Source organism: Thiofractor thiocamini (assembly GCF_055384375.1).
In genome coordinates, this window is the sequence record NZ_AP042389.1 from 586342 (window position 1) to 610627 (window position 24286).

A 24286-nucleotide genomic window follows, 5' to 3' on the forward strand; every position below is an offset into this window, starting at 1 on the left:
TACTCTGCTCATTGTCATCTCTTTGACTGCAAGAGATAAGATATTTGTTGTTGAGAGAGAAAACTCGGCTCTAGCAGTCATAGATCACAATCTGTTGACTAATGAGATAAAAAATATGCATAACTTCAATCATGCAGTTGTAAAGTTCAAGGGAAAGGACGGTTATATCATCACAAGAGACGGTTATGTTATAAAGTTTGACCCTATAAAAGAGGTAAAAGAAAAAGAGTATAAAACAAGCAAAAGTGCCATAGGGTTTATCATAGGTAAAAACTTTTTGGCAGTTGCCAACTATGACAACAAAACAGTTGAAATCCTCGATAGAGACTTAAATCCACTTCAAAGTATAAAAACAGGCAGTAGAAATGTAGGCATCAAACTCTATAAAAATTATCTTATATTTGAATGTATGGACAGTGATGAGATATGGGTCATGAAAGATACAAATCCTGAAAAACCTCATTTTAAACTATATAAAAAGTTTAAAAATGTAGGGCAAGTTCCTTTCGATGCCTTGATAGATAAAAATCTTTATGTAAGCGGTTTTTTCAACTCCCCCTTTCTTGGCGTACTAAATCTTGACAGTATGAAGTATAAAAGAGTTCCTTTAAATCTCGGTAAAAAAGATAGAGTTCTAAAAGTTCCCCATTTTGGTTTTTGGAGTGTTTCAAAAGGCTATTTTTTCATTCCCGCGGTCGGAGCTAAAAAAGTTTTTGTCTTCACGCATGATTTTAAACTTGTAAAAGCTATAAATGTCATAGGAAATCCTGTCTTTACTTCACTTAGTCCAAACAAAAAGTACCTTGCCGTGACTTTTAGCGGGAAAGATTTTCCAAGAGTCCAAATCATAGATACAAAAACACTTAAAGTTATAAAAAGTTTTAATTTTGGCGGAATGGTACTGCATGTCAGATGGGCAAGTGACGGAAGACACTTGTATATTTCCGTAAACGGTAAAAATGAAGTTCTTGCATACAATGTAGATGGTTGGTGGAAACACTTTATGTGGCCTGTTCCAAAGCCTTCAGGTATATTTATCTATAAAATGAGCAAATAATGCTTCGCATATCAAATCTTATAAGCTCGGTTTTAGATGATTGTCCTCAAAGAGAGTTAAACGGTGATATAATTATATGGAACTTTACAAACAGATGCAATCTTGCATGTAAGCACTGTTACTCTTATGCTGATCCTAACTCTACAGATGTTTTAAGTACAGAGTTTATACTAAATGCTATAAACGACTTAAAAAATGCGAATGTTAAATTTGTTATATTTAGTGGTGGTGAACCACTTATAAGAAAAGATGTATTTAAGATCGCAGACAAAATGAGAGAAGAAGGGATAGTAACATACCTCTCTACAAACGGACTTTATATCAATGAAAAAAATGTAGATAAAATCATAGAAAAATTTAACTATATCGGTATCAGTATAGATGGTATAGAAGATATCCATGATGAATTTAGAGGGCTTAAGGGAGCATTTACAAAGAGTATAGATGCTATAAAACTGATACAAAAGCATGGTGGAAATGCGGGCATTAGATTTACCATGACAAAAGAGACTGAAGATAGTTTTTATGATATATTCAAACTCGCAGAAGATATAGGGGTTGATAAGCTTTATCTTTCGCACTTGGTTTACAGCGGAAGAGGACTTGATAATCTAAAAATCGATATAACAAAAGAGAAAAGAAAAGAGTTTGTCAACTTTATCATAAACAAGGCATTTGAGTACTATAAAACCGGTAGAGATATAGATGTAGTTACAGGCAATATGGAGATGGATGCCATTATGCTGTATGAAAAATTTGCAAAGTTATATCCTCACAAAAAAGATGAGCTTTTAAAAAGACTTAAAAAATGGGGTGGGAATAGTGCCGGAGTTAGACTTGGTAACATTGACTGGGAAGGCAGAGTAAAACCCGATCCATTTTTTCCATTTTTTATAGGTGATATGAAAGAGAAAAGTTTTGATAAGATATGGCTTGATAAAGATAATGAAATTTTACAAAAATTAAGAAAAAAACCAAGAGAGATAAGTGGCGTATGCAAAGATTGTAAAGTTATAGATATTTGCAACGGTGGAAGTAGAAGTAGAGCTTATGCTATAAGTGATGGGGAACTATGGAGTGAAGATCCTTCTTGCTATCTTGATGAGAAACAAAGGGGAGTACATGGGTAAAGTTTATCTAACTGGAGCGGGTCCCGGGGATCTTGAACTTTTAACTCTTAAAGCTCTTAGAGTTGTTAAAGAAGCGGATGTTATCATATATGACAGACTTGCCAATCCTGATATACTCTCACATGCCAAAGACGGGTGTGAATTTATATATGTAGGAAAAGAGGATGGAAGACACACTCTGCCTCAAGATGAGATAAACGAAGTGATATATCAAAATGCTCTAAAGCATGATGTGGTTGTCAGGCTAAAAGGCGGAGATCCTTTTGTTTTTGGAAGAGGCGGAGAAGAGGGTAGTTATCTAAGCGAAAAAGGCATAGAGTTTGAAATAATTCCTGGAATCACATCTGCCGTTAGCGTTCCCTGCTATGCAGGTATACCGGTTACTCATAGAGGTATATCGGCTTCATTTAAGGTTGTAACAGGACATGAAGCACCAAGCAAAAAAGGCTCTCAAGTAAATTGGCAAATGCTAAAAGGTGATGAAACTATCATATTTCTTATGGGGTATCATAACCTTGCAAAAATATGTAAAAATCTTATAGAGATTGGAAAACCAAAAGATTATCCTATTGCTGTCATCAGTAAAGGTACTCTAAAAGAGCAAAAAGTAGTCATTTCAACTTTACAAAATGCTCTTAAAGATGCAAAAGGGCTTCAAACACCGGTAATGATAGTGGTGGGAAAAGTTGTAAGTTTGAGAGAAAAATTAAACTGGTTTTTATAATCCAAAAAACTTGTGAACAAAGTCGATAGCTTTTTTATCATTTAGGTATATCTTTTTTATCATTTTATTATCATCATCTAAGATGATGAGATTCGCTCCTTCGAGTTTCAAGTGAGTTTTACCCCATTTTTTCTCTATCTCATCGACTCTTTTAAAAACTACGCTGTTGCTAGGCTCCTCACTCTCACCTGTTTTGGTATTGACTATCTTAAGACCTTTTAAAGTTTTTTCAAGTTTATAGGGAAAGTATGGTTTTATAGCATTCATAACTTCTTTGTTTTTAGCTTCAGGGAGAGCATTTTTAAATGCTACAAAACTTAAAAAAGACATCACAACTACTAATGCTACAAAAATTTTTTTACTCACCTGTTTTATCCTTTTGAAAGAACTCTTTTGCCTTTTTATCTAAAAGCACCATCCTCTCTTTTCCTTTTGGTAATTTACTTCTTAACTCTTTCATCTCTTTTAAAAATTTACTTATCCCGTCAGGTAAGCAGTTTTCTAAAAATCTTCTAAGATACTTTGCTGCCGCAGGTGATGCTCCTGAAGTTGAAACAGATATAGTCAAATCACCATCTTTTATATATGATGGAAATATAAAATCGCAATACTCTATAACATCTACGGTATTGCAAAGTATCTTTTTCTCTTTTGCTTCAAGATATATCTCTTTTTGCTTTTGAATATCATCTATAGCTACTATAACTATATCAAACCTATCTATATCACCATCTTCATACTTTTTTTCTATCAATTCTAAGTCATATCTTTTTGCAAGTAAAATCATATCTTCACTTATTTTATCAGCCAATATAGTTATATCTTTGGTAAAATCAAGTAAATGCTTCAGTTTATCCTGGGCAATTTTACCTGCACCGATGATAAGGATATTTTTACTATCAAGTTTCATATATGCCGGAAAGTAACTCATTATTTATCTTTTTTTGATTTTATCAAATAATACCATAAATAAAATTTATTTTAATTGATGAATATCAATGTATAGATAATATTATTGAGATATAATAAAATATGTAAAGTATTATATAAGGAATACTTATGAAAAATATAATTTTACCAGCTATTTTGGCTCTCATGGTAATATCCATTGTATTTTCACTTCCTTTTGTATTGCCAAAAAGAGTATATAAAACATATAGTGATGAAGAGCTTAGAAATGTTGCTCTTTCAAGAAATATGCTTCCAATTCCAAAAACCTATGATAAACTTTTGAAAGTAGTTAACAATCCAAAAAACCGACTCTCAAAAGATAAAATAGTACTTGGAAAAGAGTTGTTTTTCGATCCTATTTTATCAAAAGATATGAGTATTGCTTGTGCAAGTTGCCATATACTAAGTGATGGCGGTGATGATAATAGACCGACTGCTATAGGATACAAAGGCAGAAAAAATCCTTTTCATTTAAATTCCCCAACGGTTTTAAATGCTGCTTTGGCAAAGTTTCAGTTTTGGGATGGAAGGGCAAAAAATGTTGAAGAACAAGCCGGTGGTCCCATACAGTCACATTTTGAAATGAATCTTACTCCAAAAGTAGCAGTAGATAGGATAAAGAAAAATTTACACTACAAAAAAATGTTTGTTAAAGTTTTCAATAATGGTGTAACTTTTGAAAATATCAAAAAAAGCATAGGGGCTTATGAGAGAACACTTTTAACAAGAAGCGGATATGATAGATTTTTGGAGGGTGATGATAATGCTATGAGCAAAGAGGCGAAAAAAGGTTTCGCTCTTTTTATAGACTTAGGTTGCAAAGGTTGTCATACCGGCATGAGCGTAGGAGGTCAAAGTTTGCAAAGATTTCCACTTAGAAGATGTAAAAGCATATATGATCTTAAATGTACGCTTGGTGATCAGAGATTTCCTTTTAAAAATGTAGGTGGTTTTTTAGGGAAAGACGCAGAACAGAGATTTAGAGTGCCGATTTTAAGAAATGTGGCAAAAACTTCACCATATTTTCATAATGGAAGTATAAAAAAGCTTGAAGACGCGGTTAAAATCATGGCTGAACATCAAGTGGGTGTTGAACTTGATAAAAAACAGATAAGTCAAATCGTAGCTTTTTTAAAGAGTCTAAATGGTACAATAGTAAATTATAAAACTAAAGACATCCCTAAAGGAAAACAGCATTGAAAGACAAGATACTTTATGTGATACAAAAAAACTTCCCGCTTGTTCCAAGACCTTTTAAAGAGATAGGTCAAAAACTTGGCATAAGTGAAGATGAAGTTTTACAAATTATTAAAAATGAAAAAGAAAGTGGCATCATTCGTCAAACTTCAGCCATATTTGATACTAAACAACTTGGGTATAAGTCCTCTCTTGTTGCATTTAAAATTGATGAAAAAGATATAGATACAGCAGTTGCTATATTAAATTCACATCCTGGTATCTCTCATAATTATGAAAGAAATCATGATTTTAATATCTGGTTTACTTTGGCAGTTCCACCTGATAGTATGCTTGGGCTTGAAAAAACAGTTGAAGTTTTAGCTCATATGACAAATGCAAAAGATTATATCATTTTGCCTACGCTTAAACTTTTTAAGATAGCAGTCAAACTTGACACAACAGGGAAAGAGGCAAAAAAAGAAAAAGTAGCAAAGAAAGTTTTTAAAGATATAGAACTAACTGATTTACATAAAAAAGTTATAGCTTTAACCCAGGAGGATATAGAGATAAAACCGGAGCCTTTTTTGGATATGATAGAGAAATTAAGTATAGATTATGATACTTTTTTTAATATTTTAAATGAATTAAAAGATGCAGGGTATATGAGGAGATTTGCAACCATTTTAAACCATAGAAAAGCAGGATTCAATGCAAATGCTATGGTTGTTTGGGATATAGATGAGGATATTGCAAAAGAGACGGGAGAAAAGATAGCATCTTTTAGTGCTGTTAGTCATTGCTATCTTAGACCAAAGTATCCAAACTGGCCATACAATCTTTTTTCAATGGTTCATGGGAAAACAAAAGAGGAGACTGATAGCATAGTTCAAGAGATAGAAAATGAAGTTAGTTACAATTCAAACAGATACTTATACTCTTCAAGAGAATTTAAAAAAGTCAGGGTAAAATACTTTACGAATGATATACACAAATGGGAAAAAGGAAGTGATAAATGAAACAATTTTTTGAGTTGGAAGCTGGATATCTTGTAATCGCACTGTTTTTTATAGTGGTTACTTATATAGTTACCACAAGAAGTTTTATGCCTAAAGGTGCTTTGAAAAAAGGTATGCTTATGGTATTGCCTCTTCTCATCGCTTTTATAAGTTTTCACTATTATATTACCACCAAAAGAATGGCGGAAGTTAAAAAAGCTTTTTTTGAGGGAAAGACAATACTCTGCGAAAACAGGGAAACTTTTAAAGGTCCCGGCAGTATGATTATAAAAAAACAAGCGGGATGGAGTTTGAATGACGGAGTATTTTCAAAACCGGATTATCACAAAAAATTTCACAGTGCAAGATGCGTGGTGGACTTGACTCCGGAAAAATAAAGGCAAGCAGTGGTTAATGGAACTATAATTGAAAAATTAAAACAGATTTCACTTTTTAGCTCATTGAATCACGATGAATTTGAACTATTGGCCTCCATATCAAAATATGAAATTTACCCTAAAAACAGTACTGTTTTTTATGAAAAAGAGAAATTGGACTTTATATATTTCCTTGTAAAAGGGGAAGTTAAACTCTACAAAGTTGACAGATTTGACAGTGAGATATTTTTAAACAGACTCGGAGAGAATTCTTTTATATATACCGTATCGAACCTATGCGTCGATAATGATCCTCTAGGAGTATTTTACAGTGTAGAAGCCATAGATAAATGTCAAATACTCTTGATTGACGTCAAGAAATTCAAATCTCTTTTTTTGACAAAGCCGGAGATCATGAGAGGCATACTTCAAGAATCTTACCAGTCGATACTGCAGCTACAGTATATACTCAACAGAGATATCGTATATGACGGAATGGCAAAAGTAGCATATAAAATCTGTAACGAATTGGAACTTTTTAACAATATGAAAAAACATGAAATTGCATACTGTCTTCATTTACAGCCCGAGACGCTTTCTAGAATATTGAAAAAAATGGTAAGAACCGGTCTTATAGAACTTGAAAATGGAAAAGTACATATCAAAGATATAGAAGAATTGAAAAAAATATATGAGTGAGGTAAGAAAATGTTAACCAAGATAAGTAGCAAGATACATTTTATCGGTGGTATGCTCTCTTTGATAGTCATAACAAATATCGTTTTAACCATATATTTAAATCAAAAACAAGAAGGAGATTCATATATCATCAACATTGCCGGTCGCCAGAGAATGCTTTCCCAAAAAATTACAAAAGAGATTTTCTATATAAAAAGTTCTGAAAATTTTGAATTTCAAAATTTAAATGAGGATATTGAAGCTTTCGAAAAAAATCTTTATATACTGATAAAAGGAAATAAAAAATTAGGAGTTTACAAACCACCAAATAAGGATATCAAAGACAAACTCGACATGGTTCTCTCTCTTTGGAAACCTTTTAAAGATAAGATTATCCAACTTGAATCAGACATAAAAGGAGTAAAAAAAGATAAAGAGATCATGATGAATAAATTCGACGATATCCTGAAGATTTCGGACATAGTCGTCAAAAAAATGGTAAAAGCAGGATTACCGGGCTCGTATATCGATCTCTCGGGAAGACAAAGAATGCTTTCACAAAGAATGGGACTCTATCTTGTTAGATATATCGATACTTTTTCCCAAAGTTACTATTATACTTATTATGAAGCCATGAAGATGTATGACAGAACGATACAGTCGTTTATCAAAGACAGTGTCATAAAAGAAAGAAACAGTGTATATCAAGCTGTGTCGACAAATTTTGAATATTGGAAAAAATTTAAAATATACATCAATAATCTCATCGAAAAAGAGAGCAAAATAGATAAAAATATGACCTATATCCACAATAACAATACTAAGCTTTTAAAGACTATGGATGAGGCTGTATGGCTGTATACTGACTACAGCAGAGAAAAGACGAATTTTATCAAAAATTTTCTTTATATCTCAGGCATCCTTGCTCTGTTGATTATATTCTTTACATATTTTACCGCCAGAGCACTTGAAAGACATATGGAAAACTTTGTAAAACGTGCCAAAGAGCTTTCTACAATCGACCCTGTAACACAAAATACACCTCTTATGATAGATACCTGCGGAGAAGATGAACTAAAAGAGGCATCTACTCATATCAATAAATTTGCAGACAGGGTAAAAAATGCTTTTGAGCACTCCAGTGAAGCTCTAAAGAGAGCAGAATTCGCAGCAAAAGAGTTGCAAAACATTGCCGATAACATAGAAGTTGCACTGGATGAACTTGGTGTGAAAGATAGAAAAAACATAGGCAAAAATATAGATGATACTGAAGATATAGCGATTGAATCGGCTGAAAATCTTATCCAGGTATCTAAAATGATTCAAAAACTAAAAAATAATCTTTCACAGATAATAGACTCTTACCAAGAAAAATAGACTCGTATCTTCCATTCTTGACTTAAGTCATAGAATTTATACTCCTTTAAGTGATAGAATAAGCTATTCAAATTTCAAAAAGGAGAGAATATGGCACTTTCAAGAAGAGATTTTCTTAAAAGTTCAGCCGCAGCCAGTGCTGCAGCAGCGATTGGTATGAATATACCAAGTGAAGTCAAAGCTGCCGCAAACCAAGCTGAAACCGGCTGGAGATGGGATAAGGCAGCCTGCCGTTTTTGCGGTACAGGATGCGGTATCATGCTTGCAACCAAAGGAGAAGGCCTTAACAGAAGGATCGTTGCGGTCAAAGGTGACCCGGCAGCGCCTGTCAACAGAGGTCTAAACTGTATCAAGGGTTATTTCAATGCCAAGATAATGTATGGTGCGGATAGACTGACTCAACCACTTCTTAGAGTTAACGACAAAGGCGAGTTCGACAAAAACGGTAAATTTCAACCGGTAAGCTGGAAAAGAGCCTTCGATGAAATGGAAAAACATATAAAATATGCTCTCAAAGCCAAAGGACCTGAAGGGGTAGCGGTATTTGGAAGCGGTCAATATACAATCACCGAAGGTTATGCCGCACAGAAAATGATGAAGGGCGGCTTTAGAAGTAATGCGATAGATCCAAATGCAAGACACTGTATGGCAAGTGCGGTTGTCGGTTTTTATCAAACATTCGGAATTGATGAACCAAGCGGATGTTATGATGATATAGAGTTGACCGATACTATCATCGTATGGGGTTCAAATATGGCAGAAATGCATCCGATCCTTTGGTCAAGATGTACAGACAGAAAACTAAGTGATCCAAACAGGGTAAAGGTTGTAAGTATCCAAACTTATACACATAGAACTTGTGACTTGGCTGATGATACTATCATTTTCAGACCTCAAACAGACTTACTTCTTTGGAATTATGTTGCCAGAGAAATCGTTTATAATCATCCTGAAGCTATTGATTGGGATTTTATAAAAAAACATATCGTATTTACCGCAGGCCCGGTTAACTTGGGTTATGGCATGAGAAGAAAAGGTGAAAAGTCACTAACTCCAGTAAGACCTGACGGAAGTGCCGGTAAATATAGTGCGAAAGAGATGGAGATCATCAAGAAAGAGATGGCAAAAAAAGTAAGCCCTCTTGAAGCGCCTGCACTAAAACCTTACGGTTACAGCGAAGGTGAGATTATGAAAAATAGACCTGGCACCCTAGCACACTGGATGATAAGTTTTGAAGAGTATAAAAAATCACTCGAACCTTATACTCTTGATTATGTAGCAAAAGTAGCAAAAGGTGATCCTGATGAATCACTTGATAGTTTCAAAGCCAAATTAAAAAGAATGGCAAGCTACTATATAGAAAAAGACAGAAAAGTTGTATCTTTTTGGACAATGGGTATGAATCAGCACACAAGAGGTAGTTGGGATAATACTCTAAGTTACAATGTTCACTTCTTGGTCAACAAACAGGCAAAACCCGGTAACGGAGCATACTCACTAACTGGTCAACCAAGTGCCTGCGGTACCGCAAGAGAGGTTGGAACATTTTGCCACAGACTTCCAGCCGATATGATGGTTAAAAATCCAAAACATAGAAAGATAGTTGAAAAAAGCTGGAAAGTGCCTGAAGGAACATTGAACCCTGTCGGTAATCAACACATAGTAAAAATTCATAGAGACATAGAAGATGGTGTAGTTAAATTTGCATGGGTTAATGTATGTAATGCATACCAGGATACCGCAAATGCCAGACATTGGCTTAAAGCATCAAGAGAAATGAAAGACTTTTTCTTGGTAACTAGCGACGGATATCCGGGTATTTCAGCCATGGTTTCAGACCTCGTTCTTCCAAGCGCAATGATATATGAAAAATGGGGAGCCTATGGTAATGCCGAGAGAAGAAGCCAATGGTGGAGACAGCAGGTTCTTCCTGTAGGTCATGCTATGAGTGATACTTGGCAGTGGGTTGAACTTTCAAAAAGATTTACAGTTGATGATCTTTGGGGACCATATACTCTAAGAAACGGTAAAAAACTTGCTGATGTAAGAGGTAAAGCAAGAGCGATGGGCTATAGAGGCGATACCACAATGTATGAAATCCTTTTTGCAAATGATAGAGCAAAATCCTACAAAATAGATCTTACTAAATTCCCTCAAAAAGGATATGACAACTCAGAATGTTTAGGTGATGAAAGAAATGTAGTCGGAAGTGACGGTAAAGTCTTCAAAGGTTACGGCTTTATGCTTCACCAATACCTCTGGGAAGAGTATGCAGACTTTGGAAGAGGTCACGGACATGACTTGGCTGACTTTGTAACATATCAAAGAGTTAGAGGTTTAAGATGGCCGGTTGTAAATGGGAAAGAGACACTTTGGAGGTTTAACGGTAAGTATGACCCATATGTTAAACATTTTGCAGGCGAGAATGCAGACTTTGCATTCTACGGACCGTTGGCTAAAAAACTATTTAGCGGAACACTTACTAAGCCAAATAAAGCTGCCGGCAAATCAAGCCTTAAAAATAAAGCTAAGATTTTTGCAAGACCGTACATGGATCCACCCGAGATGCCAGACAGTGAGTATAATGTATGGCTATGTACCGGTAGGGTACTTGAGCATTGGCACAGCGGTACAATGACTATGAGGGTTCCTGAACTATTTAGAGCGGTTCCTGAAGCGCTTTGCTATATGCATCCAAAAACTGCTGAAGAGAGAGGCTTAAAAAGAGGAGATCTTGCCTGGATTGAAAGCAGAAGAGGAAAAGTTAAAGCAAGAATTGAAACAAGAGGAAGAAACAGACCTCCAAGAGGACTTGTTTTTGTTCCATGGTTTGATGAGAAAATTCTTATCAACAAGGTAACTCTCGATGCAACTTGTCCTATGTCAAAACAGACAGACTATAAAAAATGTGCAGTAAAAATCTATAAGGTATAAATAAAGAAGTAAGAAATGCAACACAAACAAAAAAAGATAAACTCATACAAAAAGCCCCTCAGCGAAAGCAGAAGAGGATTTCTTGCAACCACTAGAAATCTTGGACTTGCTGTGCTTGGAGGCCTTGCTTGGAGTGCCTATGTGGATGAAGCAAAAGCCAACAAACTTTTGCTTCGACCGCCCGGAGCTCTGAAGGAGAGTGATTTTTTAAAAACATGCATCAAATGCGGACTTTGCGTAGAGGCCTGCAGGAACAGGGATGGCAACATCATATACGATGAAAAAGGTAAAAGAATCGGCACCAAAGAGCCGACTTTAAAACTTGCCAAACCAGGAGACAATAAGCCTTTAGGCACTCCATACTTTACGGCAAGGGAAGTGCCTTGTTTCATGTGTGATGATATACCTTGTGCCGCCTCTTGTCCAAGCGGTGCTCTTGATATAAAAAAATTGACAAATAAAAAGAGTAAAAAACCCGATATCACCAAAGCCAAAATGGGCTTGGCAGTTGTGCATAAAGAGAGCTGTATAGCGTATTGGGGTTTGCAATGTGACGCATGCTACAGAGCATGCCCTTTGCTTGGAAAAGCACTTACCATAGATATGCAGATGAATAAAAGAACAGGTAAGCATGCATTTTTGCTTCCGGTAGTCCATAGTGACTTTTGTACGGGATGTGGTTTATGCGAACATGCTTGCGTTGTTGAAAAAGCTGCTATATTCGTACTACCCTTAGAGTATGCAGAAGGAAAAGTAGGTACTCATTATGTAAAAGGATGGGATAGCAGTGATCAGCAAAGAGTGAAAAATGCGAAAGAGATCCATACCATAGATGAAAGAAGTAAAAGAAAAGCGATAGATAAACTAAATGACTTGGGAGGATTGTTAGAATGAGACACTATATATATCTAACAGCCAGAAGAGTTGTGCAGGTTACGATCATTTTGCTTTTTATCGCCGGAAACTACTATGGGTGGAAGGTTCTCGCCGGTAACTTGAGTACTTCTTTGTTGTTTGGAGTCATACCTTTGAGTGATCCCTATGCAGTGCTTCAAATGTTCATAGCAGGTGCCGTCATATCGACCAATCTTTTGATAGGCGCAGCAGTTATAACGCTTTTTTATGCACTTATAGGCGGAAGAGCATTTTGCTCTTGGGTATGTCCGGTTAATATAATCACTGATGCAGCAAACTGGACCAGGAGAAAATTTGGCTTCGATATGATAGCGAAGAAAACTCCCGTCAGCAGATCTGCAAGATACTGGATCATTGGGATAAGTCTTGTATTGTCATACTTTTTGGCTTTAGCGGCTTTTGAGTTCATATCGCCCATCTCTATGGTTCACAGAGGACTTGTGTTTGGCATGGGATTTGGATGGGCAACTATCGTGATCGTCTATCTTTTCGATCTGTTCGTTCTAAAAAACGGATGGTGTGGACACCTTTGTCCGCTTGGAGGATTTTATGCGATCATCGGCAAGTATAGGTTTTTCAAAGTCAAACACGATAGTGAAGCTTGTACTGCTTGCATGAAATGTAAGGTTATATGCCCTGAGAATCAGGTTTTGCATATGATTGCCAAAGAGTCTGTACCGGTTACTTCCGGTGAATGCACGAACTGTGGAAGATGCATAGATGTTTGTGATGATAATGCCCTCGGGTTTTTTTTAAAAGTAAATAATAAAAAGGAGAATGATAATGAAAAAAATGACTAAGATAGCTCTAAGTGTAGCTACTCTTTCGCTCTTTGTTGTCGGTTGTGCAACAGGTGGAGGAGACATAACAGCTGAATCATTAAGCTTGAGAAAAGCTCCGGTTCATACCGAAGCGGCTGTAACTCCGCAAAAGGTTACATATACAGCTGCACAGCCGGGTAAGGCAAAATTGTATCAGAGATCTTTTCAAGATGCTCCACCTTTGATACCGCATAGTGTAAAGGGATTTGTACCTATAACAAAAGGTAATAATGCTTGTCTTGGCTGTCATATGCCTGAAGTTGCAAAAAGTATGCATGCAACTCCTATACCACCTTCTCACTTTACAAGTTTTAGACCTGTTGAAGTGTTAGCCAAAAATGGCAAATTGATCAAGAAAGGTAAAGTTGTTGCAAAGCCAAATGGTGGTGCAAATGAAGTTTTCGAGACACCATTGCATGGAAAGTTATATGCAGGAAGATACAACTGTACTCAGTGCCATGTTCCTCAAGCCAATGTAAAACCTTTGGTTGGCAATACTTTTCAACCAGGCTATAAATCTCCTAACGGTGCAAAAAGATCAAATCTTATACATGATTTGAATGCGGGAGTAAATACAGACTGATGAATAAAAGAAGAGAGCTTTTTAGCTCTCTTGCTTTTGGCAAAAAAGGGCAGGGGAGTATTGAAGCAAGACCACCTTATTTTATAGATGAGGAAATTTTTTCGGAATGTATAAAATGTGACGGAAAATGCGAAAAAATTTGCGAAGAAAATATCATCGTTATCAAAGAGGATGGGTCACCTGTGTTGGATTTTACAAAAGGTGGATGTACATATTGTGATAAATGTGCGATAGAGTGTGAGTACGGTGTACTGAATATTGAAAATAAAAAATTGATTAATGCCAAATTTGAGATTGATATGTTAAAATGTCTGAGTTGGCAAAAAACAATGTGTTTTAGCTGTAAAGAGGTTTGCCTTGATAATTCGATAGAATTTTTGGGACTCTTTAGAGCTGAAATTGATTATGAAAAATGCACAAATTGCGGGTTTTGTGTGAAAGTTTGCCCGACAGAGGCGATAAAGGTTAAACAATGGCAGTAAAATTTACGGCTACGATAAAAGAAAACGGTCTTGGCGGATGGTATATAGAACTGCTTGATACCTTCGATGGCAGAAAAGCCACATGTAAAAATATGCAACTTTTTGAAGATGCGATTGAGCAGATGGGTGATGACTACGGCGGTGACATAGAAGTTGAATGGCTAAAAGATGACAATGTCACGCCGGAGCATTTTGAAGAGGTAAAAATGGAAATGGCAAAATATCAAAAAAAATATAATGAGGAAGCTATAAATGGGTAAAATCTTTACTCTTTTAATATTGTCCTGTATTGCTATTGCAGCGCATGATCTGTTACCGTATAGCAGTATCGATACAAACGGTGAAGTCATCGACATGTCTGTAAAAAACCAAAAGATATATGCAACAACCGATAGTGGCAAAGTTGATATATTTGATCTTGAGACAAAAAAGATGATAAAAGAGATAAAGTTCAAAAAGATAAAAGATCTATTTGGTGACTTGAACGATGTAAGGGTTTTTTCTGTTGATGTTTCTGCAGATAAGATACTTTTGGCTTCTCAAGGCGAAAAAGGGTTTAGTAGAGTTTATCTGTATTACAATGACAAACTTCATAAAATTTTTGATGAAGAAGATCAAATGGCTATAATGAAAGTAAAATATGTAACTCCAGATAAAATCCTACTGGCATTACTCAGTTCAGAACTGATACTCTACGATATTGTAAACAAAAAAGTACTGTATGACAAACAAGTATCACAATCAAAATTTTCTGATTTTAGGTTCAATGAAGACAAATCCAAAATAGCGTTTTCAGATGAAAGTGGAAGTGTTAAGATAATCGATGTAAATGATGCTAAAATACTTAAAGAATACAGTGGACAAAACCTGGATAATGTATATCAGCTTGATTACAAGAATCATATCATAGCGGTTGCAAGTAAAGATAAAAAATGCGGTATATACAAAGATGATGGCAGCATGGCATATCACAAAGAGAGCAATTTTATCGTTTATTCTACCGGTCTTAGTCCAAGCGGTAAACTTTGTGGATATGCAAGCGATGATAAAAACAATATAACTGTATTTGACGTGTATACAAAAGAAAATCTATATAAACTGAGAAAAAATGACAATCCCATTTCAAATATTATTTTTCTTGATGAAAAAAATATTATCACAAGTGATAAAAATAAAATCAAATTTTGGAGACTGAAATGAATATATCCAGTATAGTTGTACAGACCAGACCCGAATATCTTGAAAGTGTTGTTCAGGACTTAAAAAACTGCGAAGTTTGTGATTATCATTTTCACGATGAAAAAGGCAGGATCATTGTGACTATTGAGGGAGAAGATGTATCCGAAGAGCTTCAAAAGTTAAAAGTTATAGAGCAAATAAAATATGTCATAGCTGCGGATATGCAGATGAGTTATTCTGAAGATGAACTTGACAAGCATATGAAAGTTTTGGAAAATGCCGATGCCGTGCCAAAAGTTTTAGATCAGGATACAACAAAAATAGACCCGTCAACTGTAGTATATAACGGTGATTTGAAGAAAAAAGACATATATGAGTTTGCAAAAAAACAGAAGGTTTGATCAATGGGTAGAGTAAGAGATTATGACAGCAGTATGTTCTTGTTTGAAACTGAAGTTCCCGAGGGTGAGCTTATCATATCTAGAACCGATCTAAAAGGTATCATAACATATGCAAATCACATATTTTGTGCCATTAGCGGATATGATGATGATGATGAACTGATCGGCAAACCTCACAGTATAGTAAGACACCCCGATATGCCCAAAGAAATCTTCAGGCAGCTTTGGGAATCTCTTGAAAAAACAGGCAAATGGGAAGGATATGTAAAAAATCTAAGAAAAGACAATGGTTACTACTGGGTATATGCGATCATAAACGGTGTATACAAAGATGGGAAACTTGTAGAGTACAAATCTTTAAGAAAGCCTATAACTCTTGAAGAAAAGATAAAAGCCCAGATAAGATATGATAAAATGAAAGAAGAGTTTAATGAGCCAAGAAGGCATATAGAGTATAAGGTTTTTTAGAGATGCCCTATAGATAAAATCTGTAAAATATAGTATAATACGCCTTATTTTATTTTGAAGGCTATAGTTGATATTTAAACCTACCGTAACCAATGTCATTTCAAGAATTTTTGGCAAATTTGCTTCACACTGTTTTATAGCCCCTTTGCAATATATCATAAATTTTATATATGTAAAAACCATGAAGGTGGATTTGAGTGAATTCGACTCACTGGGAAGCTATAAAAGCTTAAACGAACTTTTTACAAGAAGATTGAAAAATCCAAGAGAAATATCCACAGATGAAAAGATAATCATATCTCCTTGTGACGGCCTTATAACCGAACTTGGAGATATGTTCATCAGTAGAACAATGCAGATAAAAGGCTTTTACTACAAAGCAGATGAGTTATTGAGTGTATATGCTGATGAAAATAAAATAAAAAAGATATACAATGGCGAATTTATCAATCTTTATCTATCACCAAAGGATTATCACAGATATCACGTTCCTGTTGATTTGCAAATTTTGAAAGTTATCCATGTTCCAGGGCTTTTATATCCGGTCAATTTAAAATATCTCAATAAAGTCTTTGATCTTTTTGTCAAAAATGAGAGAGTGATCTTAGAGTGCAAAACAAAAGAAGATAAGGTATTGTACATGGTTTTTGTAGGAGCACTGAATGTAGGAAAGATGAAGTTTAATTTTGATGATAGAATTCAAACAAATATACAAAAAGACAGTATAACCACTTACCAGTATGCCGATATTCACTTGAAAAAAGGTGATGAACTAGGTCGATTTGAAATGGGCTCGACTATAGTAATGTTTTTTGAAAAAGATTCCGTCAAGCTTACTTGTGAGAGAATGCAAAAGATAAGATTTGGTGAAAATATAGCAAAATTACTGTAATTTTCTTATTTCTATCTTCTTTTTGGAATACCATATGATCAAAAATGCGGAAAACCATATAGTAGCTGCCATTGATATCCAATAATACAGAATAGGCAAATTTAAATATTTTAATAAAGAAAATATCAATACAGGTATAAAAATCTGCCTTATCAACCCTAGCGTAACCAAAAAAGAGGGTTGTTTTATGCCTTGAAGCAAAGATATATGTATAAAAACAAGCATATATGCATATAAAGCTGTCGCAGTGACAAACAGATACTCTTTCCCTATCTCAATGATTTCACTGTTATTAGAAAAGAAATGTAACAACTCATTTGCAAAGAAAAATATAAACATCATGGAAAGTATCCACAAGATAAAACCTATCTTTTTTGCATACTTGACAGTATCGATGATCCTTTGGATCTTATTTGCTCCGTTATTGTGTGAAACTATGGTTAAAACTGCAACATTTATGCCTATACTTGGTAACAAAACGATTTGTTCTATTCTAACTGCCACTCCATAACCGGCAACCGCATTATCTCCAAAACCTGCTATAAAATAAGTTATGATATACATCCCAAGTGCCATCAGCATCATATTTACCGTTGGAGGAAATCCCTGTTTCAATAAAGAAAAGATCACTTTTATATCGAGTTTAAATCTTGGTAAATCTTTAAAAAGATAACTTTTTTTAAGGATCCAAAAAAGATAACAAAACCCAAAAAATTCTACTATCGTAGTAGCCAAAGCTATGCCTGCTATCCCCATTGGCTCCAAACCCAATCCCCCGCCGATAAACCAATAATCAAGAAAGATATTCATAATAAAACCGGCTGTTAAAAAATTTCTAAAAGCCTTAGTATTGCCTATGGCATTTAACGTGGCATTACAAAAGAATGCGCCCACATAAAATACAGAGGCTACGATGATAATGTCTATATAAGAAAGAGATTCTTTTAAGTATTCTCCTTTTGCTCCCAAAAGCTTCAGCAAAAAAGGAGCGATCAAAAATCCCAAAACACTAAGGATAAATGATAATACTGCAGCAAAGAAAAAACTATTAAGCATTATATGTTTGGCTTTTACTCTATCTTTTTCACCAAGAGCGTTTCCCACAAGTGCGGTTACCCCCTGACTCATTCCTCCAGCTATTGCGATAATCATAAAAAATATGGAAAAATTGAACGAAAGTGCCGCCAAAGCAACTGAAGAGATTTGTCCGGCAAAGTATGTATCGGTTACATTGAACATTGTATGGAAAAAGTAACCGATACTTGCCGGCAAAGCTATATTTTTGATATGTTTTTTTATACTGCCTCTAGAAAGATCATCTTCTTTATGCATCAATTATACATTAAATCTAAAGTGCATGACATCACCGTCTTGCACTAGATAATCTTTTCCTTCAAGCCGCATTTTACCGGCTTCTTTGGCTCCTGCTTCACCACCATAGGCTACAAAGTCTTCATAGCTGATAACTTCGGCTCTGATGAAGCCTTTTTCAAAGTCATTGTGTATGACTGAAGCTGCTTTTGGAGCTTTCCATCCCTTTTTAATTGTCCATGCTCTAACTTCCACAACTCCTGCGGTAAAATAGCTAATTAGTCCCAGTTTTTCAAAAGAGAGTCTTATGATTTTATTTAGACCTGATTCTTCAATACCTAGATCATTTAAAAATTCAGCTGCTTCATCATCTTCAAGTCCGACAAGTTCTTCTTCTATCTTTGCACATAGTTTGATGACATCTGCTCCAACTTCCCTGGCATGCACTTTGACGGCTTTTACATACTCATTATCTTCAAGCAGCGCATCTTCATCTACGTTTGCACCATAGATGATATCTTTGTTGGATAAAAATCTAAGTTCTTTGTCAAGTTCTTTAAAGTTTTCGTCATCTTTTTTTGCAAAACTACTAACCGGTTTTATCTCGTTTAAGTGATTTAAGAGCTCTTTTGCAAGTTCGAGCGGTTTAAGGGCTTTTTTATCAGCTTTTGCCGTTCTATTTAATTTTTCTATCTTTTTTTCAAGTTGCTCGATGTCCGCAAAAATAAGTTCACTCTCTATGATCTCTATATCCCTTAAAGGATTTATACTGTTTTCCACATGGGTTATATTTTCATCATCGAAACATCTAACCATATGAAGTATGACTTCCACTTCTCTAATGTTACTTAAAAATTTATTGCCAAGACCTTCACCTTTGCTAGCACCTTTTACAAGTCCCGCGATATCTACGAAGTCTATAGTAGAGTACTGTATCTTGTTTGGATTTACTATCTTTGCAAGTTCATTTAGTCTGTTATCGGGAACAGGAACTACCGCTTTATTTGGCTCGATAGTACAAAAAGGATAGTTTGCACTTTCGGCATTTTGAGCTTTGGTCAAAGCATTGAAAGTTGTTGATTTGCCGACATTTGGAAGACCTACTATACCTACACTTACGCCCATTATTTAACCTCTTTATGTACATTTTTTATCTTATAAGCAAAATCTTTAAGCCAATAAAGACACATTCTTACACCCGCGCCACTTGCTCCGGCTTGATTATATCCCCACTCTTTTTCTATAAAAGCAGGTCCGGCAATATCAAGATGAAGCCACTTATCTTTATACTCATCTTTGATAAAATTATCCAAAAATAACCCTGCTGTAATAGCTCCGCCGTATCTTGAGCTTGCTATATTTGATATATCTGCAATTGAACTTTTTAAAAGCTTTTTTAGATATCTGTTAAACGGTAACATTCCTGTTAATTCACCACTTTTTTTAGCTGAAGTGGCGATGGAGTGTTTAAGCTCACTACTGTGTCCCATGATGCCTGTTGTGTACTCTCCAAGTGCTACCACACAAGCTCCGGTTAAAGTAGCCAAATCGACCAAATAATCAGGCTTTAAATCTTGAGCATAATCAAGACAATCAGCAAGCACGAGTCTTCCCTCTGCATCTGTATTTCTAACTTCTATGGTTTTTCCGTTTCTTGATGTTAGTACATCATCAGGCTTATAGGCATTGCCACCTATCATATTTTCTGCCGCTCCTATAACAGCATGTACTTCAAACGGAAGATTTAACTCGCTTGCAGCCTTTATGATATGCAAAGCCGCACTTGCTCCACTCTTATCGGACTTCATAGTTACCATATAATCACTTGGCTTTAAACTTAATCCGCCGCTATCGTAAGTTAAACCTTTACCGACAAAAACGAACCTTTTAGTCGCATCTTTTGGCTTATAGCTTAATTTTATGAGTCTCGGCTCGTTTACACTTGCTTTTGCAACTGCTAAAAATGCGCCCATTTTCTCTTTTTTCATAAATTCCACATCGCCAATAAAACACTCTACATTTTCCAAATCCTTTGACATATCAAGAGCGTAAAGTGCCAATTTTTCCGGTGTCATATCATAAGGAGTGGTATTGACAATGTCTTTGGCTTTATTTGTCGCACTTGCTATGACAATGCCTTCGTCTACAGCTTTTTTAGTTGATTCGTAAGTGTATCTGTTTCCGTTGTAATCTTCTGTCGATATCTTTATCGATTCAAGTTTTTTTTCATCTTTTTCACTTTTATACTTATCAAAAGTGTAACTTCCAAGCATTATGCCTTCACTTAAAGCTCTTGCATTTATAGGAGGGCAGCTTTTGGTATAAAGGCCTATTTTAGCACTTTTGAAGTTTGTTTTTTTGATAGCTTTCAAGGCATTTGATACACTAAGTCTTATATCATCTGGTTCAAACGAACCGCATCCGCTGTAAACTCTTTTTTGGAATGGAAGAAGCAATGTTTCATCTTCTTTACCTTTAAAACCCAGAACTTCTAACTCATCTTTATCTTTTATCCATTTGTGATTCAACTCTTTGTTTATAACTAAAATTATCTCACAATCACTCTCTATATTTTCTATGGTTTCATCAATTACTTCGATTTTCACTGTTTCCCCTTTATCTATTTTTGTGTGGTTTTATGAAAGTAGTACCAAATACCGCCAGCAATGACTATCGCCAACGGTAAACTTACGTACCAGTAAGTTTTTGCCAAATGTAAAATCTGTATGATCTGCTCACCAAAGATGTATGCCAAACATATGGTTATGCTTGCCCATATCATAGCTGCAAAGAAGTTGATGATCGCAAACTTTTTGGCACTGTATCTTGTAGTGCCTATAAACATCGGCAGTACAGTTCTCAAGCCATAAAGATATCTTTGTATAAACACTACTATCCAACCATACCTGTTTAAAAGTATGTTTGCCAAAGCAAATTTTCTTCTTTGGGTTTTAAATAGTTTATGTATATACTTTTTGTTGTACCTTCCTATATAAAAATATATCTGATCGCCCGTAAAACCCCCGAGACCTGCAACTACTATAGAAGTTGTCAAGTCCATATCGCCTGTATGAGATAAAACTCCAGCCATAACAAGACCTGTTTCACCTTCAGCTATACTCCAGAAAAACAGTATGATATACCCATACTCTATAAGCCAATTTATAAATATTTGTTCCAAAAAAATCCTTGATTAATGTGTATTAGTTAAAATGTAATATCTCTTTAGCCTGCATCATATCTTTATCTCCTCTTCCAGAAACATTTACGATCACCAAAGAGTTTTCAAGTCTCTCTTCCGGCATTTTTTTAAGATATGCTACGGCATGAGAGCTTTCAAAGGCCGGTATGATTCCCTCTTTTTGTGACAACCATACAAAAGCATCAAGTGCTTCTTTATCCGTTATATTGTCATACTCAACTTCACCCAGTTCTTTTAAGTATGCATGTTCCGGTCCGATACCGGGATAATCAAGCCCCGCTGAAATGGAGTAAGCTTCTTCTATTTGACCGTCATCATCCTGTAAAAGATAGCTAAGTTGTCCATGCAAAACTCCTGGACTTCCTTTTTCAAGTGAGGCTCCGTGTTTGTGGGTATCTACGCCCAGTCCTCCGGCTTCTATGCCTATACATTTAACTCCGTCTTCCATAAGAAAGTGGTTAAATATCCCCATGGCATTGCTTCCACCGCCTATACAAGCTATTACAAAATCAGGTAGTTTATGCTCTATTCTTAAAATCTGTGCTTTTGCCTCATATCCGATAATGGACTGAAAATCTCTAACCATAACAGGGTAGGGGTGAGGACCTGCAACGGTTCCTATGATATAAAACGTATCTCTTGCATTTGTTACCCAGTATCTTATGGCATCATTCATAGCATCTTTCAAAGTCCTGCTTCCACTTTTTACAGAGTGCACTTTGGCTCCCAAAAGCTTCATCCTAAAGACATTCAACTCTTGTCTATGCACATCTTTTTCACCCATAAATATTTCACATTCAAGTCCCAAAAGCGCAGCTATGGTAGCGGTTGCCACACCATGTTGACCGGCACCCGTTTCAGCAATGACTCTTTTTTTACCCATCTTTTTAGCGATTAAGCCTTGGGCTATGACACTGTTTACCTTGTGAGCTCCCGTATGGTTTAAATCTTCTCTTTTTAGATATACTTTAGCTCCTATATCATTACTGATATTTTCAGCAAATGTCAAAGGAGAAGGGCGACCTACGTAATCTTTTAGATATGCATTGACTTGGCTCCAAAACTCTCTGTCAAATCTTAACTCTTTATATATGTCATCAAGTTCCAGTAAAATAGGCATCAGAGTTTCAGGGACAAATCTCCCTCCAAACTTTCCAAAATGACCATTTGCATCCGGGTCAAAATTTGACGGCTTTGGTATATACATCAGTTTACCTCCAGCACTGAGTAAACTTCACACTCTTTATCCAGGTTTTGGGTACCGTTTAAAAAAGTCAAATCTATGATAAAACAGGCATCACTGCATTTGGCACCTGCTTTGTTTATAAGATCGATTGAAGCTTTGGCTGTACCTCCGGTAGCTATCAAATCATCGATCAAAAGAACATTTGGATGAGCCTTATCTCCATCAAATGCGTCTATATGGATCTCAACTTCATCAAAGCCATACTCAAGAGCATATTTTTCAGATATAGTTGTATATGGGAGTTTCCCTTTTTTTCTTATAGGAGTAAAACTGGTTTTTAACCTGTTTGCCAAAGCCGAACCAAATATAAAACCTCTACTTTCGATACCGGCAACAAAGTCTATATCTCTATCTTTATAGTAATTATACAAATGCTCGATCAAAAAGTTAAAAGCATCCTTGTCTTTCAAAAGAGTCGTGATATCTTTAAATACAATACCCGGTTTTGGAAAATCTTTTACATCTCGTATCCTGCTTAAAAGATACTTTTTTTCCTGGTCAGTCAAAAGGCTCATTTATTATCCTTGAACATAAAAAATTTCATAGCTGCAAACAGTGCTATAACAACACCGAAAGCTACATAAGATATAGTTGCCGCATCCATTATCATCCCCTATAGTAAAGCTTCTATCTTACCTTGAAGCTCTTTTATCTTTTCTCTTAATTTATCATTTTCTATCCTGGTTTGGGCGTTTCTTTGTCTTAGTGATTTTATATCGTTTTTTACTTTTGTCAATTCGTCACTTAATATGTCTATGTTGCCCAAAGCTCTTTGAAGTTGTACTTGATACTTCCTGACTACTATCTCTGCGTCACCAAGGGTATCTTTGGTGATTTTGGTCATCTTTTGCTCTCTTTTGTAAAGTGATCTATAGTAAAACATCATCACCATAAGATACAAAGCGATACAGACAAGAACGGTATAAACAAACCAGGTAGCTATCATCAATCAAGCTCTATCTTTTTAACTCTGTTTGCATGACGGCCACCTTCAAACTCTGTTTCGCACCAAGCTTCTATGATGGATGCCGCTACTCCAAGACCTATGACTCTCTCTCCGAAACAAAGCACATTTGCATCATTGTGTGCTCTTGCCATTTTGGCGGTATAAGCATCATGACAAAGTGCCGCTCGTATGCCTTTGTGTTTATTGGCTGCCAAACTCATACCTATTCCTGTCCCACATATAAGGATGCCGTAACTTCCTTCGTCTTTTAGAACTTCGAGGCTTAATTTGTGTGCGAAATCAGGATAGTCAACTCTTTCATTTGAGTTAGTTCCCAAATCAATGATAGCATGTCCAAGATTTTCAACTATCTCTTTTACACTATCTTTTATGTTAAAACCCGCATGGTCACAAGCTATATAAAATTTCAATTTCATT

At 35.6% G+C, this 24286-nt stretch carries 28 protein-coding genes; 18 read left to right on the plus strand and 10 right to left on the minus strand.

Annotated elements, in window-relative coordinates; translation table 11 throughout:
- The first annotated feature begins 22 nt into the window (after nucleotides 1–22).
- From ACZ47B_RS02930 to cobA, 3 genes are read left to right on the plus strand one after another with little or no spacing between them, the layout of a single operon-like run.
- Nucleotides 23–1057: a cytochrome D1 domain-containing protein gene (locus tag ACZ47B_RS02930; RefSeq protein WP_464895186.1), complete on the plus strand. Its 1035-nt coding sequence runs from the start codon at nucleotides 23–25 to the stop codon at nucleotides 1055–1057.
- The gene (locus ACZ47B_RS02935; protein ID WP_464895187.1) at nucleotides 1057–2187 is read left to right on the plus strand and encodes a radical SAM protein; all 1131 of its coding nucleotides are present in this window, start codon (nucleotides 1057–1059) and stop codon (nucleotides 2185–2187) included. The genes ACZ47B_RS02930 and ACZ47B_RS02935 overlap by 1 nt, the downstream gene beginning before the upstream one ends.
- Nucleotides 2180–2911, plus strand: coding sequence for a uroporphyrinogen-III C-methyltransferase (cobA, locus tag ACZ47B_RS02940; RefSeq protein WP_464895188.1), 732 nt, complete (start codon nucleotides 2180–2182; stop codon nucleotides 2909–2911). Before ACZ47B_RS02935 ends, cobA begins: the two co-directional genes overlap by 8 nt.
- Here the strand turns inward: cobA and ACZ47B_RS02945 are convergent.
- Nucleotides 2906–3277 carry a hypothetical protein gene (locus ACZ47B_RS02945; RefSeq protein WP_464895189.1) on the minus strand — a complete coding sequence of 124 codons (372 nt, stop codon included), beginning with the start codon at nucleotides 3275–3277 and terminating at the stop codon, nucleotides 2906–2908. The genes cobA and ACZ47B_RS02945 overlap by 6 nt on opposite strands.
- Complete coding sequence (locus ACZ47B_RS02950; RefSeq protein WP_464895190.1) at nucleotides 3270–3842, minus strand: precorrin-2 dehydrogenase/sirohydrochlorin ferrochelatase family protein; 573 nt, start codon at nucleotides 3840–3842, stop codon at nucleotides 3270–3272. Before ACZ47B_RS02950 ends, ACZ47B_RS02945 begins: the two co-directional genes overlap by 8 nt.
- 128 nt (nucleotides 3843–3970) lie before the next feature.
- Here ACZ47B_RS02950 and ACZ47B_RS02955 point away from each other — a divergent pair, with 128 nt between their 5' ends.
- The 15 genes from ACZ47B_RS02955 (at nucleotide 3971) to ACZ47B_RS03025 (ending at nucleotide 17143) form a co-directional block, all read left to right on the plus strand.
- Nucleotides 3971–5062 carry a cytochrome-c peroxidase gene (locus ACZ47B_RS02955; RefSeq protein WP_464895191.1) on the plus strand — a complete coding sequence of 364 codons (1092 nt, stop codon included), beginning with the start codon at nucleotides 3971–3973 and terminating at the stop codon, nucleotides 5060–5062.
- Nucleotides 5059–6057: a siroheme decarboxylase subunit alpha gene (gene ahbA / locus ACZ47B_RS02960; RefSeq protein WP_464895192.1), complete on the plus strand. Its 999-nt coding sequence runs from the start codon at nucleotides 5059–5061 to the stop codon at nucleotides 6055–6057. Before ACZ47B_RS02955 ends, ahbA begins: the two co-directional genes overlap by 4 nt.
- Nucleotides 6054–6434 (plus strand): hypothetical protein, encoded by a 381-nt coding sequence (locus ACZ47B_RS02965; protein ID WP_464895193.1) that lies wholly within the window; start codon nucleotides 6054–6056, stop codon nucleotides 6432–6434. The genes ahbA and ACZ47B_RS02965 overlap by 4 nt, the downstream gene beginning before the upstream one ends.
- 9 nt (nucleotides 6435–6443) lie before the next feature.
- Entirely contained in the window at nucleotides 6444–7112 is a 669-nt protein-coding gene (locus ACZ47B_RS02970) for a Crp/Fnr family transcriptional regulator (RefSeq protein ID WP_464895194.1), read from the plus strand.
- Between the two features lie 9 nt (nucleotides 7113–7121).
- The gene (locus ACZ47B_RS02975; RefSeq protein WP_464895195.1) at nucleotides 7122–8468 is read left to right on the plus strand and encodes a type IV pili methyl-accepting chemotaxis transducer N-terminal domain-containing protein; all 1347 of its coding nucleotides are present in this window, start codon (nucleotides 7122–7124) and stop codon (nucleotides 8466–8468) included.
- 90 nt (nucleotides 8469–8558) lie between these two features.
- Nucleotides 8559–11402, plus strand: a complete 2844-nt coding sequence (gene napA / locus ACZ47B_RS02980; protein WP_464895196.1) for a nitrate reductase catalytic subunit NapA — start codon at nucleotides 8559–8561, stop codon at nucleotides 11400–11402.
- 15 nt (nucleotides 11403–11417) lie between these two features.
- Nucleotides 11418–12296 (plus strand): ferredoxin-type protein NapG, encoded by an 879-nt coding sequence (gene napG, locus ACZ47B_RS02985; RefSeq protein ID WP_464895197.1) that lies wholly within the window; start codon nucleotides 11418–11420, stop codon nucleotides 12294–12296.
- Complete coding sequence (gene napH, locus ACZ47B_RS02990; protein ID WP_464895198.1) at nucleotides 12293–13117, plus strand: quinol dehydrogenase ferredoxin subunit NapH; 825 nt, start codon at nucleotides 12293–12295, stop codon at nucleotides 13115–13117. The genes napG and napH overlap by 4 nt, the downstream gene beginning before the upstream one ends.
- Nucleotides 13101–13721 carry a nitrate reductase cytochrome c-type subunit gene (locus ACZ47B_RS02995; RefSeq protein ID WP_464895199.1) on the plus strand — a complete coding sequence of 207 codons (621 nt, stop codon included), beginning with the start codon at nucleotides 13101–13103 and terminating at the stop codon, nucleotides 13719–13721. Before napH ends, ACZ47B_RS02995 begins: the two co-directional genes overlap by 17 nt.
- The gene (locus ACZ47B_RS03000; protein ID WP_464895200.1) at nucleotides 13721–14203 is read left to right on the plus strand and encodes a 4Fe-4S dicluster domain-containing protein; all 483 of its coding nucleotides are present in this window, start codon (nucleotides 13721–13723) and stop codon (nucleotides 14201–14203) included. Before ACZ47B_RS02995 ends, ACZ47B_RS03000 begins: the two co-directional genes overlap by 1 nt.
- Nucleotides 14194–14463, plus strand: coding sequence for a hypothetical protein (locus ACZ47B_RS03005; protein ID WP_464895201.1), 270 nt, complete (start codon nucleotides 14194–14196; stop codon nucleotides 14461–14463). Before ACZ47B_RS03000 ends, ACZ47B_RS03005 begins: the two co-directional genes overlap by 10 nt.
- Nucleotides 14456–15403, plus strand: a complete 948-nt coding sequence (locus tag ACZ47B_RS03010; protein ID WP_464895202.1) for a WD40 repeat domain-containing protein — start codon at nucleotides 14456–14458, stop codon at nucleotides 15401–15403. The genes ACZ47B_RS03005 and ACZ47B_RS03010 overlap by 8 nt, the downstream gene beginning before the upstream one ends.
- The gene (locus tag ACZ47B_RS03015) at nucleotides 15400–15783 is read left to right on the plus strand and encodes a chaperone NapD (protein ID WP_464895203.1); all 384 of its coding nucleotides are present in this window, start codon (nucleotides 15400–15402) and stop codon (nucleotides 15781–15783) included. Before ACZ47B_RS03010 ends, ACZ47B_RS03015 begins: the two co-directional genes overlap by 4 nt.
- Before the next feature lie 3 nt (nucleotides 15784–15786).
- A complete protein-coding gene (locus ACZ47B_RS03020) occupies nucleotides 15787–16251 on the plus strand; it encodes a PAS domain-containing protein (protein WP_464895204.1) in 465 nt (154 codons plus the stop codon).
- Between the two features lie 67 nt (nucleotides 16252–16318).
- A complete protein-coding gene (locus tag ACZ47B_RS03025) occupies nucleotides 16319–17143 on the plus strand; it encodes a phosphatidylserine decarboxylase (protein WP_464895205.1) in 825 nt (274 codons plus the stop codon).
- Here the strand turns inward: ACZ47B_RS03025 and ACZ47B_RS03030 are convergent.
- The 8 genes from ACZ47B_RS03030 to rpiB all read right to left on the minus strand — a co-directional run bounded on the left by ACZ47B_RS03030 (nucleotide 17135) and on the right by rpiB (nucleotide 24279).
- Nucleotides 17135–18475 (minus strand): MATE family efflux transporter, encoded by a 1341-nt coding sequence (locus ACZ47B_RS03030; RefSeq protein WP_464895206.1) that lies wholly within the window; start codon nucleotides 18473–18475, stop codon nucleotides 17135–17137. The genes ACZ47B_RS03025 and ACZ47B_RS03030 overlap by 9 nt on opposite strands.
- Nucleotides 18476–18478: 3 nt before the next feature.
- The gene (gene ychF / locus ACZ47B_RS03035) at nucleotides 18479–19579 is read right to left on the minus strand and encodes a redox-regulated ATPase YchF (protein WP_464895207.1); all 1101 of its coding nucleotides are present in this window, start codon (nucleotides 19577–19579) and stop codon (nucleotides 18479–18481) included.
- Nucleotides 19579–21060, minus strand: coding sequence for a leucyl aminopeptidase (locus ACZ47B_RS03040; protein WP_464895208.1), 1482 nt, complete (start codon nucleotides 21058–21060; stop codon nucleotides 19579–19581). The genes ychF and ACZ47B_RS03040 overlap by 1 nt, the downstream gene beginning before the upstream one ends.
- Nucleotides 21061–21074: 14 nt before the next feature.
- A complete protein-coding gene (locus tag ACZ47B_RS03045) occupies nucleotides 21075–21635 on the minus strand; it encodes a DedA family protein (RefSeq protein WP_464895209.1) in 561 nt (186 codons plus the stop codon).
- A gap of 22 nt (nucleotides 21636–21657) precedes the next feature.
- The gene (gene trpB, locus ACZ47B_RS03050; RefSeq protein WP_464895210.1) at nucleotides 21658–22863 is read right to left on the minus strand and encodes a tryptophan synthase subunit beta; all 1206 of its coding nucleotides are present in this window, start codon (nucleotides 22861–22863) and stop codon (nucleotides 21658–21660) included.
- On the minus strand, nucleotides 22863–23417 hold the full coding sequence (locus tag ACZ47B_RS03055) for an adenine phosphoribosyltransferase (RefSeq protein ID WP_464895211.1): 555 nt from the start codon (nucleotides 23415–23417) through the stop codon (nucleotides 22863–22865). Before ACZ47B_RS03055 ends, trpB begins: the two co-directional genes overlap by 1 nt.
- A gap of 98 nt (nucleotides 23418–23515) precedes the next feature.
- Nucleotides 23516–23848 carry a hypothetical protein gene (locus ACZ47B_RS03060; RefSeq protein WP_464895212.1) on the minus strand — a complete coding sequence of 111 codons (333 nt, stop codon included), beginning with the start codon at nucleotides 23846–23848 and terminating at the stop codon, nucleotides 23516–23518.
- The gene (rpiB, locus tag ACZ47B_RS03065; RefSeq protein ID WP_464895213.1) at nucleotides 23848–24279 is read right to left on the minus strand and encodes a ribose 5-phosphate isomerase B; all 432 of its coding nucleotides are present in this window, start codon (nucleotides 24277–24279) and stop codon (nucleotides 23848–23850) included. The genes ACZ47B_RS03060 and rpiB overlap by 1 nt, the downstream gene beginning before the upstream one ends.
- Between the last annotated feature and the right edge of the window lie 7 nt (nucleotides 24280–24286).

Bases quoted from the DNA above. Each gene is read 5' to 3' on its own strand.
- ACZ47B_RS03060 (WP_464895212.1), bottom strand. From the start codon at position 23,848: ATGATAGCTACCTGGTTTGTTTATACCGTTCTTGTCTGTATCGCTTTG.
- napA (WP_464895196.1), top strand. From the start codon at position 8,559: ATGGCACTTTCAAGAAGAGATTTTCTTAAAAGTTCAGCCGCAGCCAGT.
- ACZ47B_RS02965 (WP_464895193.1), top strand. From the start codon at position 6,054: ATGAAACAATTTTTTGAGTTGGAAGCTGGATATCTTGTAATCGCACTG.
- cobA (WP_464895188.1), top strand. From the start codon at position 2,180: ATGGGTAAAGTTTATCTAACTGGAGCGGGTCCCGGGGATCTTGAACTT.
- ychF (WP_464895207.1), bottom strand. From the start codon at position 19,579: ATGGGCGTAAGTGTAGGTATAGTAGGTCTTCCAAATGTCGGCAAATCA.
- ACZ47B_RS03005 (WP_464895201.1), top strand. From the start codon at position 14,194: ATGGCAGTAAAATTTACGGCTACGATAAAAGAAAACGGTCTTGGCGGA.
- ACZ47B_RS03015 (WP_464895203.1), top strand. From the start codon at position 15,400: ATGAATATATCCAGTATAGTTGTACAGACCAGACCCGAATATCTTGAA.
- ACZ47B_RS03030 (WP_464895206.1), bottom strand. From the start codon at position 18,475: ATGCATAAAGAAGATGATCTTTCTAGAGGCAGTATAAAAAAACATATC.
- ACZ47B_RS03055 (WP_464895211.1), bottom strand. From the start codon at position 23,417: ATGAGCCTTTTGACTGACCAGGAAAAAAAGTATCTTTTAAGCAGGATA.
- napH (WP_464895198.1), top strand. From the start codon at position 12,293: ATGAGACACTATATATATCTAACAGCCAGAAGAGTTGTGCAGGTTACG.
- trpB (WP_464895210.1), bottom strand. From the start codon at position 22,863: ATGTATATACCAAAGCCGTCAAATTTTGACCCGGATGCAAATGGTCAT.
- napG (WP_464895197.1), top strand. From the start codon at position 11,418: ATGCAACACAAACAAAAAAAGATAAACTCATACAAAAAGCCCCTCAGC.
- ACZ47B_RS02995 (WP_464895199.1), top strand. From the start codon at position 13,101: ATGAAAAAAATGACTAAGATAGCTCTAAGTGTAGCTACTCTTTCGCTC.
- ACZ47B_RS03020 (WP_464895204.1), top strand. From the start codon at position 15,787: ATGGGTAGAGTAAGAGATTATGACAGCAGTATGTTCTTGTTTGAAACT.
- ACZ47B_RS03000 (WP_464895200.1), top strand. From the start codon at position 13,721: ATGAATAAAAGAAGAGAGCTTTTTAGCTCTCTTGCTTTTGGCAAAAAA.
- ACZ47B_RS02975 (WP_464895195.1), top strand. From the start codon at position 7,122: ATGTTAACCAAGATAAGTAGCAAGATACATTTTATCGGTGGTATGCTC.
- ACZ47B_RS02955 (WP_464895191.1), top strand. From the start codon at position 3,971: ATGAAAAATATAATTTTACCAGCTATTTTGGCTCTCATGGTAATATCC.
- ACZ47B_RS03010 (WP_464895202.1), top strand. From the start codon at position 14,456: ATGGGTAAAATCTTTACTCTTTTAATATTGTCCTGTATTGCTATTGCA.
- ACZ47B_RS02935 (WP_464895187.1), top strand. From the start codon at position 1,057: ATGCTTCGCATATCAAATCTTATAAGCTCGGTTTTAGATGATTGTCCT.
- ACZ47B_RS02950 (WP_464895190.1), bottom strand. From the start codon at position 3,842: ATGAGTTACTTTCCGGCATATATGAAACTTGATAGTAAAAATATCCTT.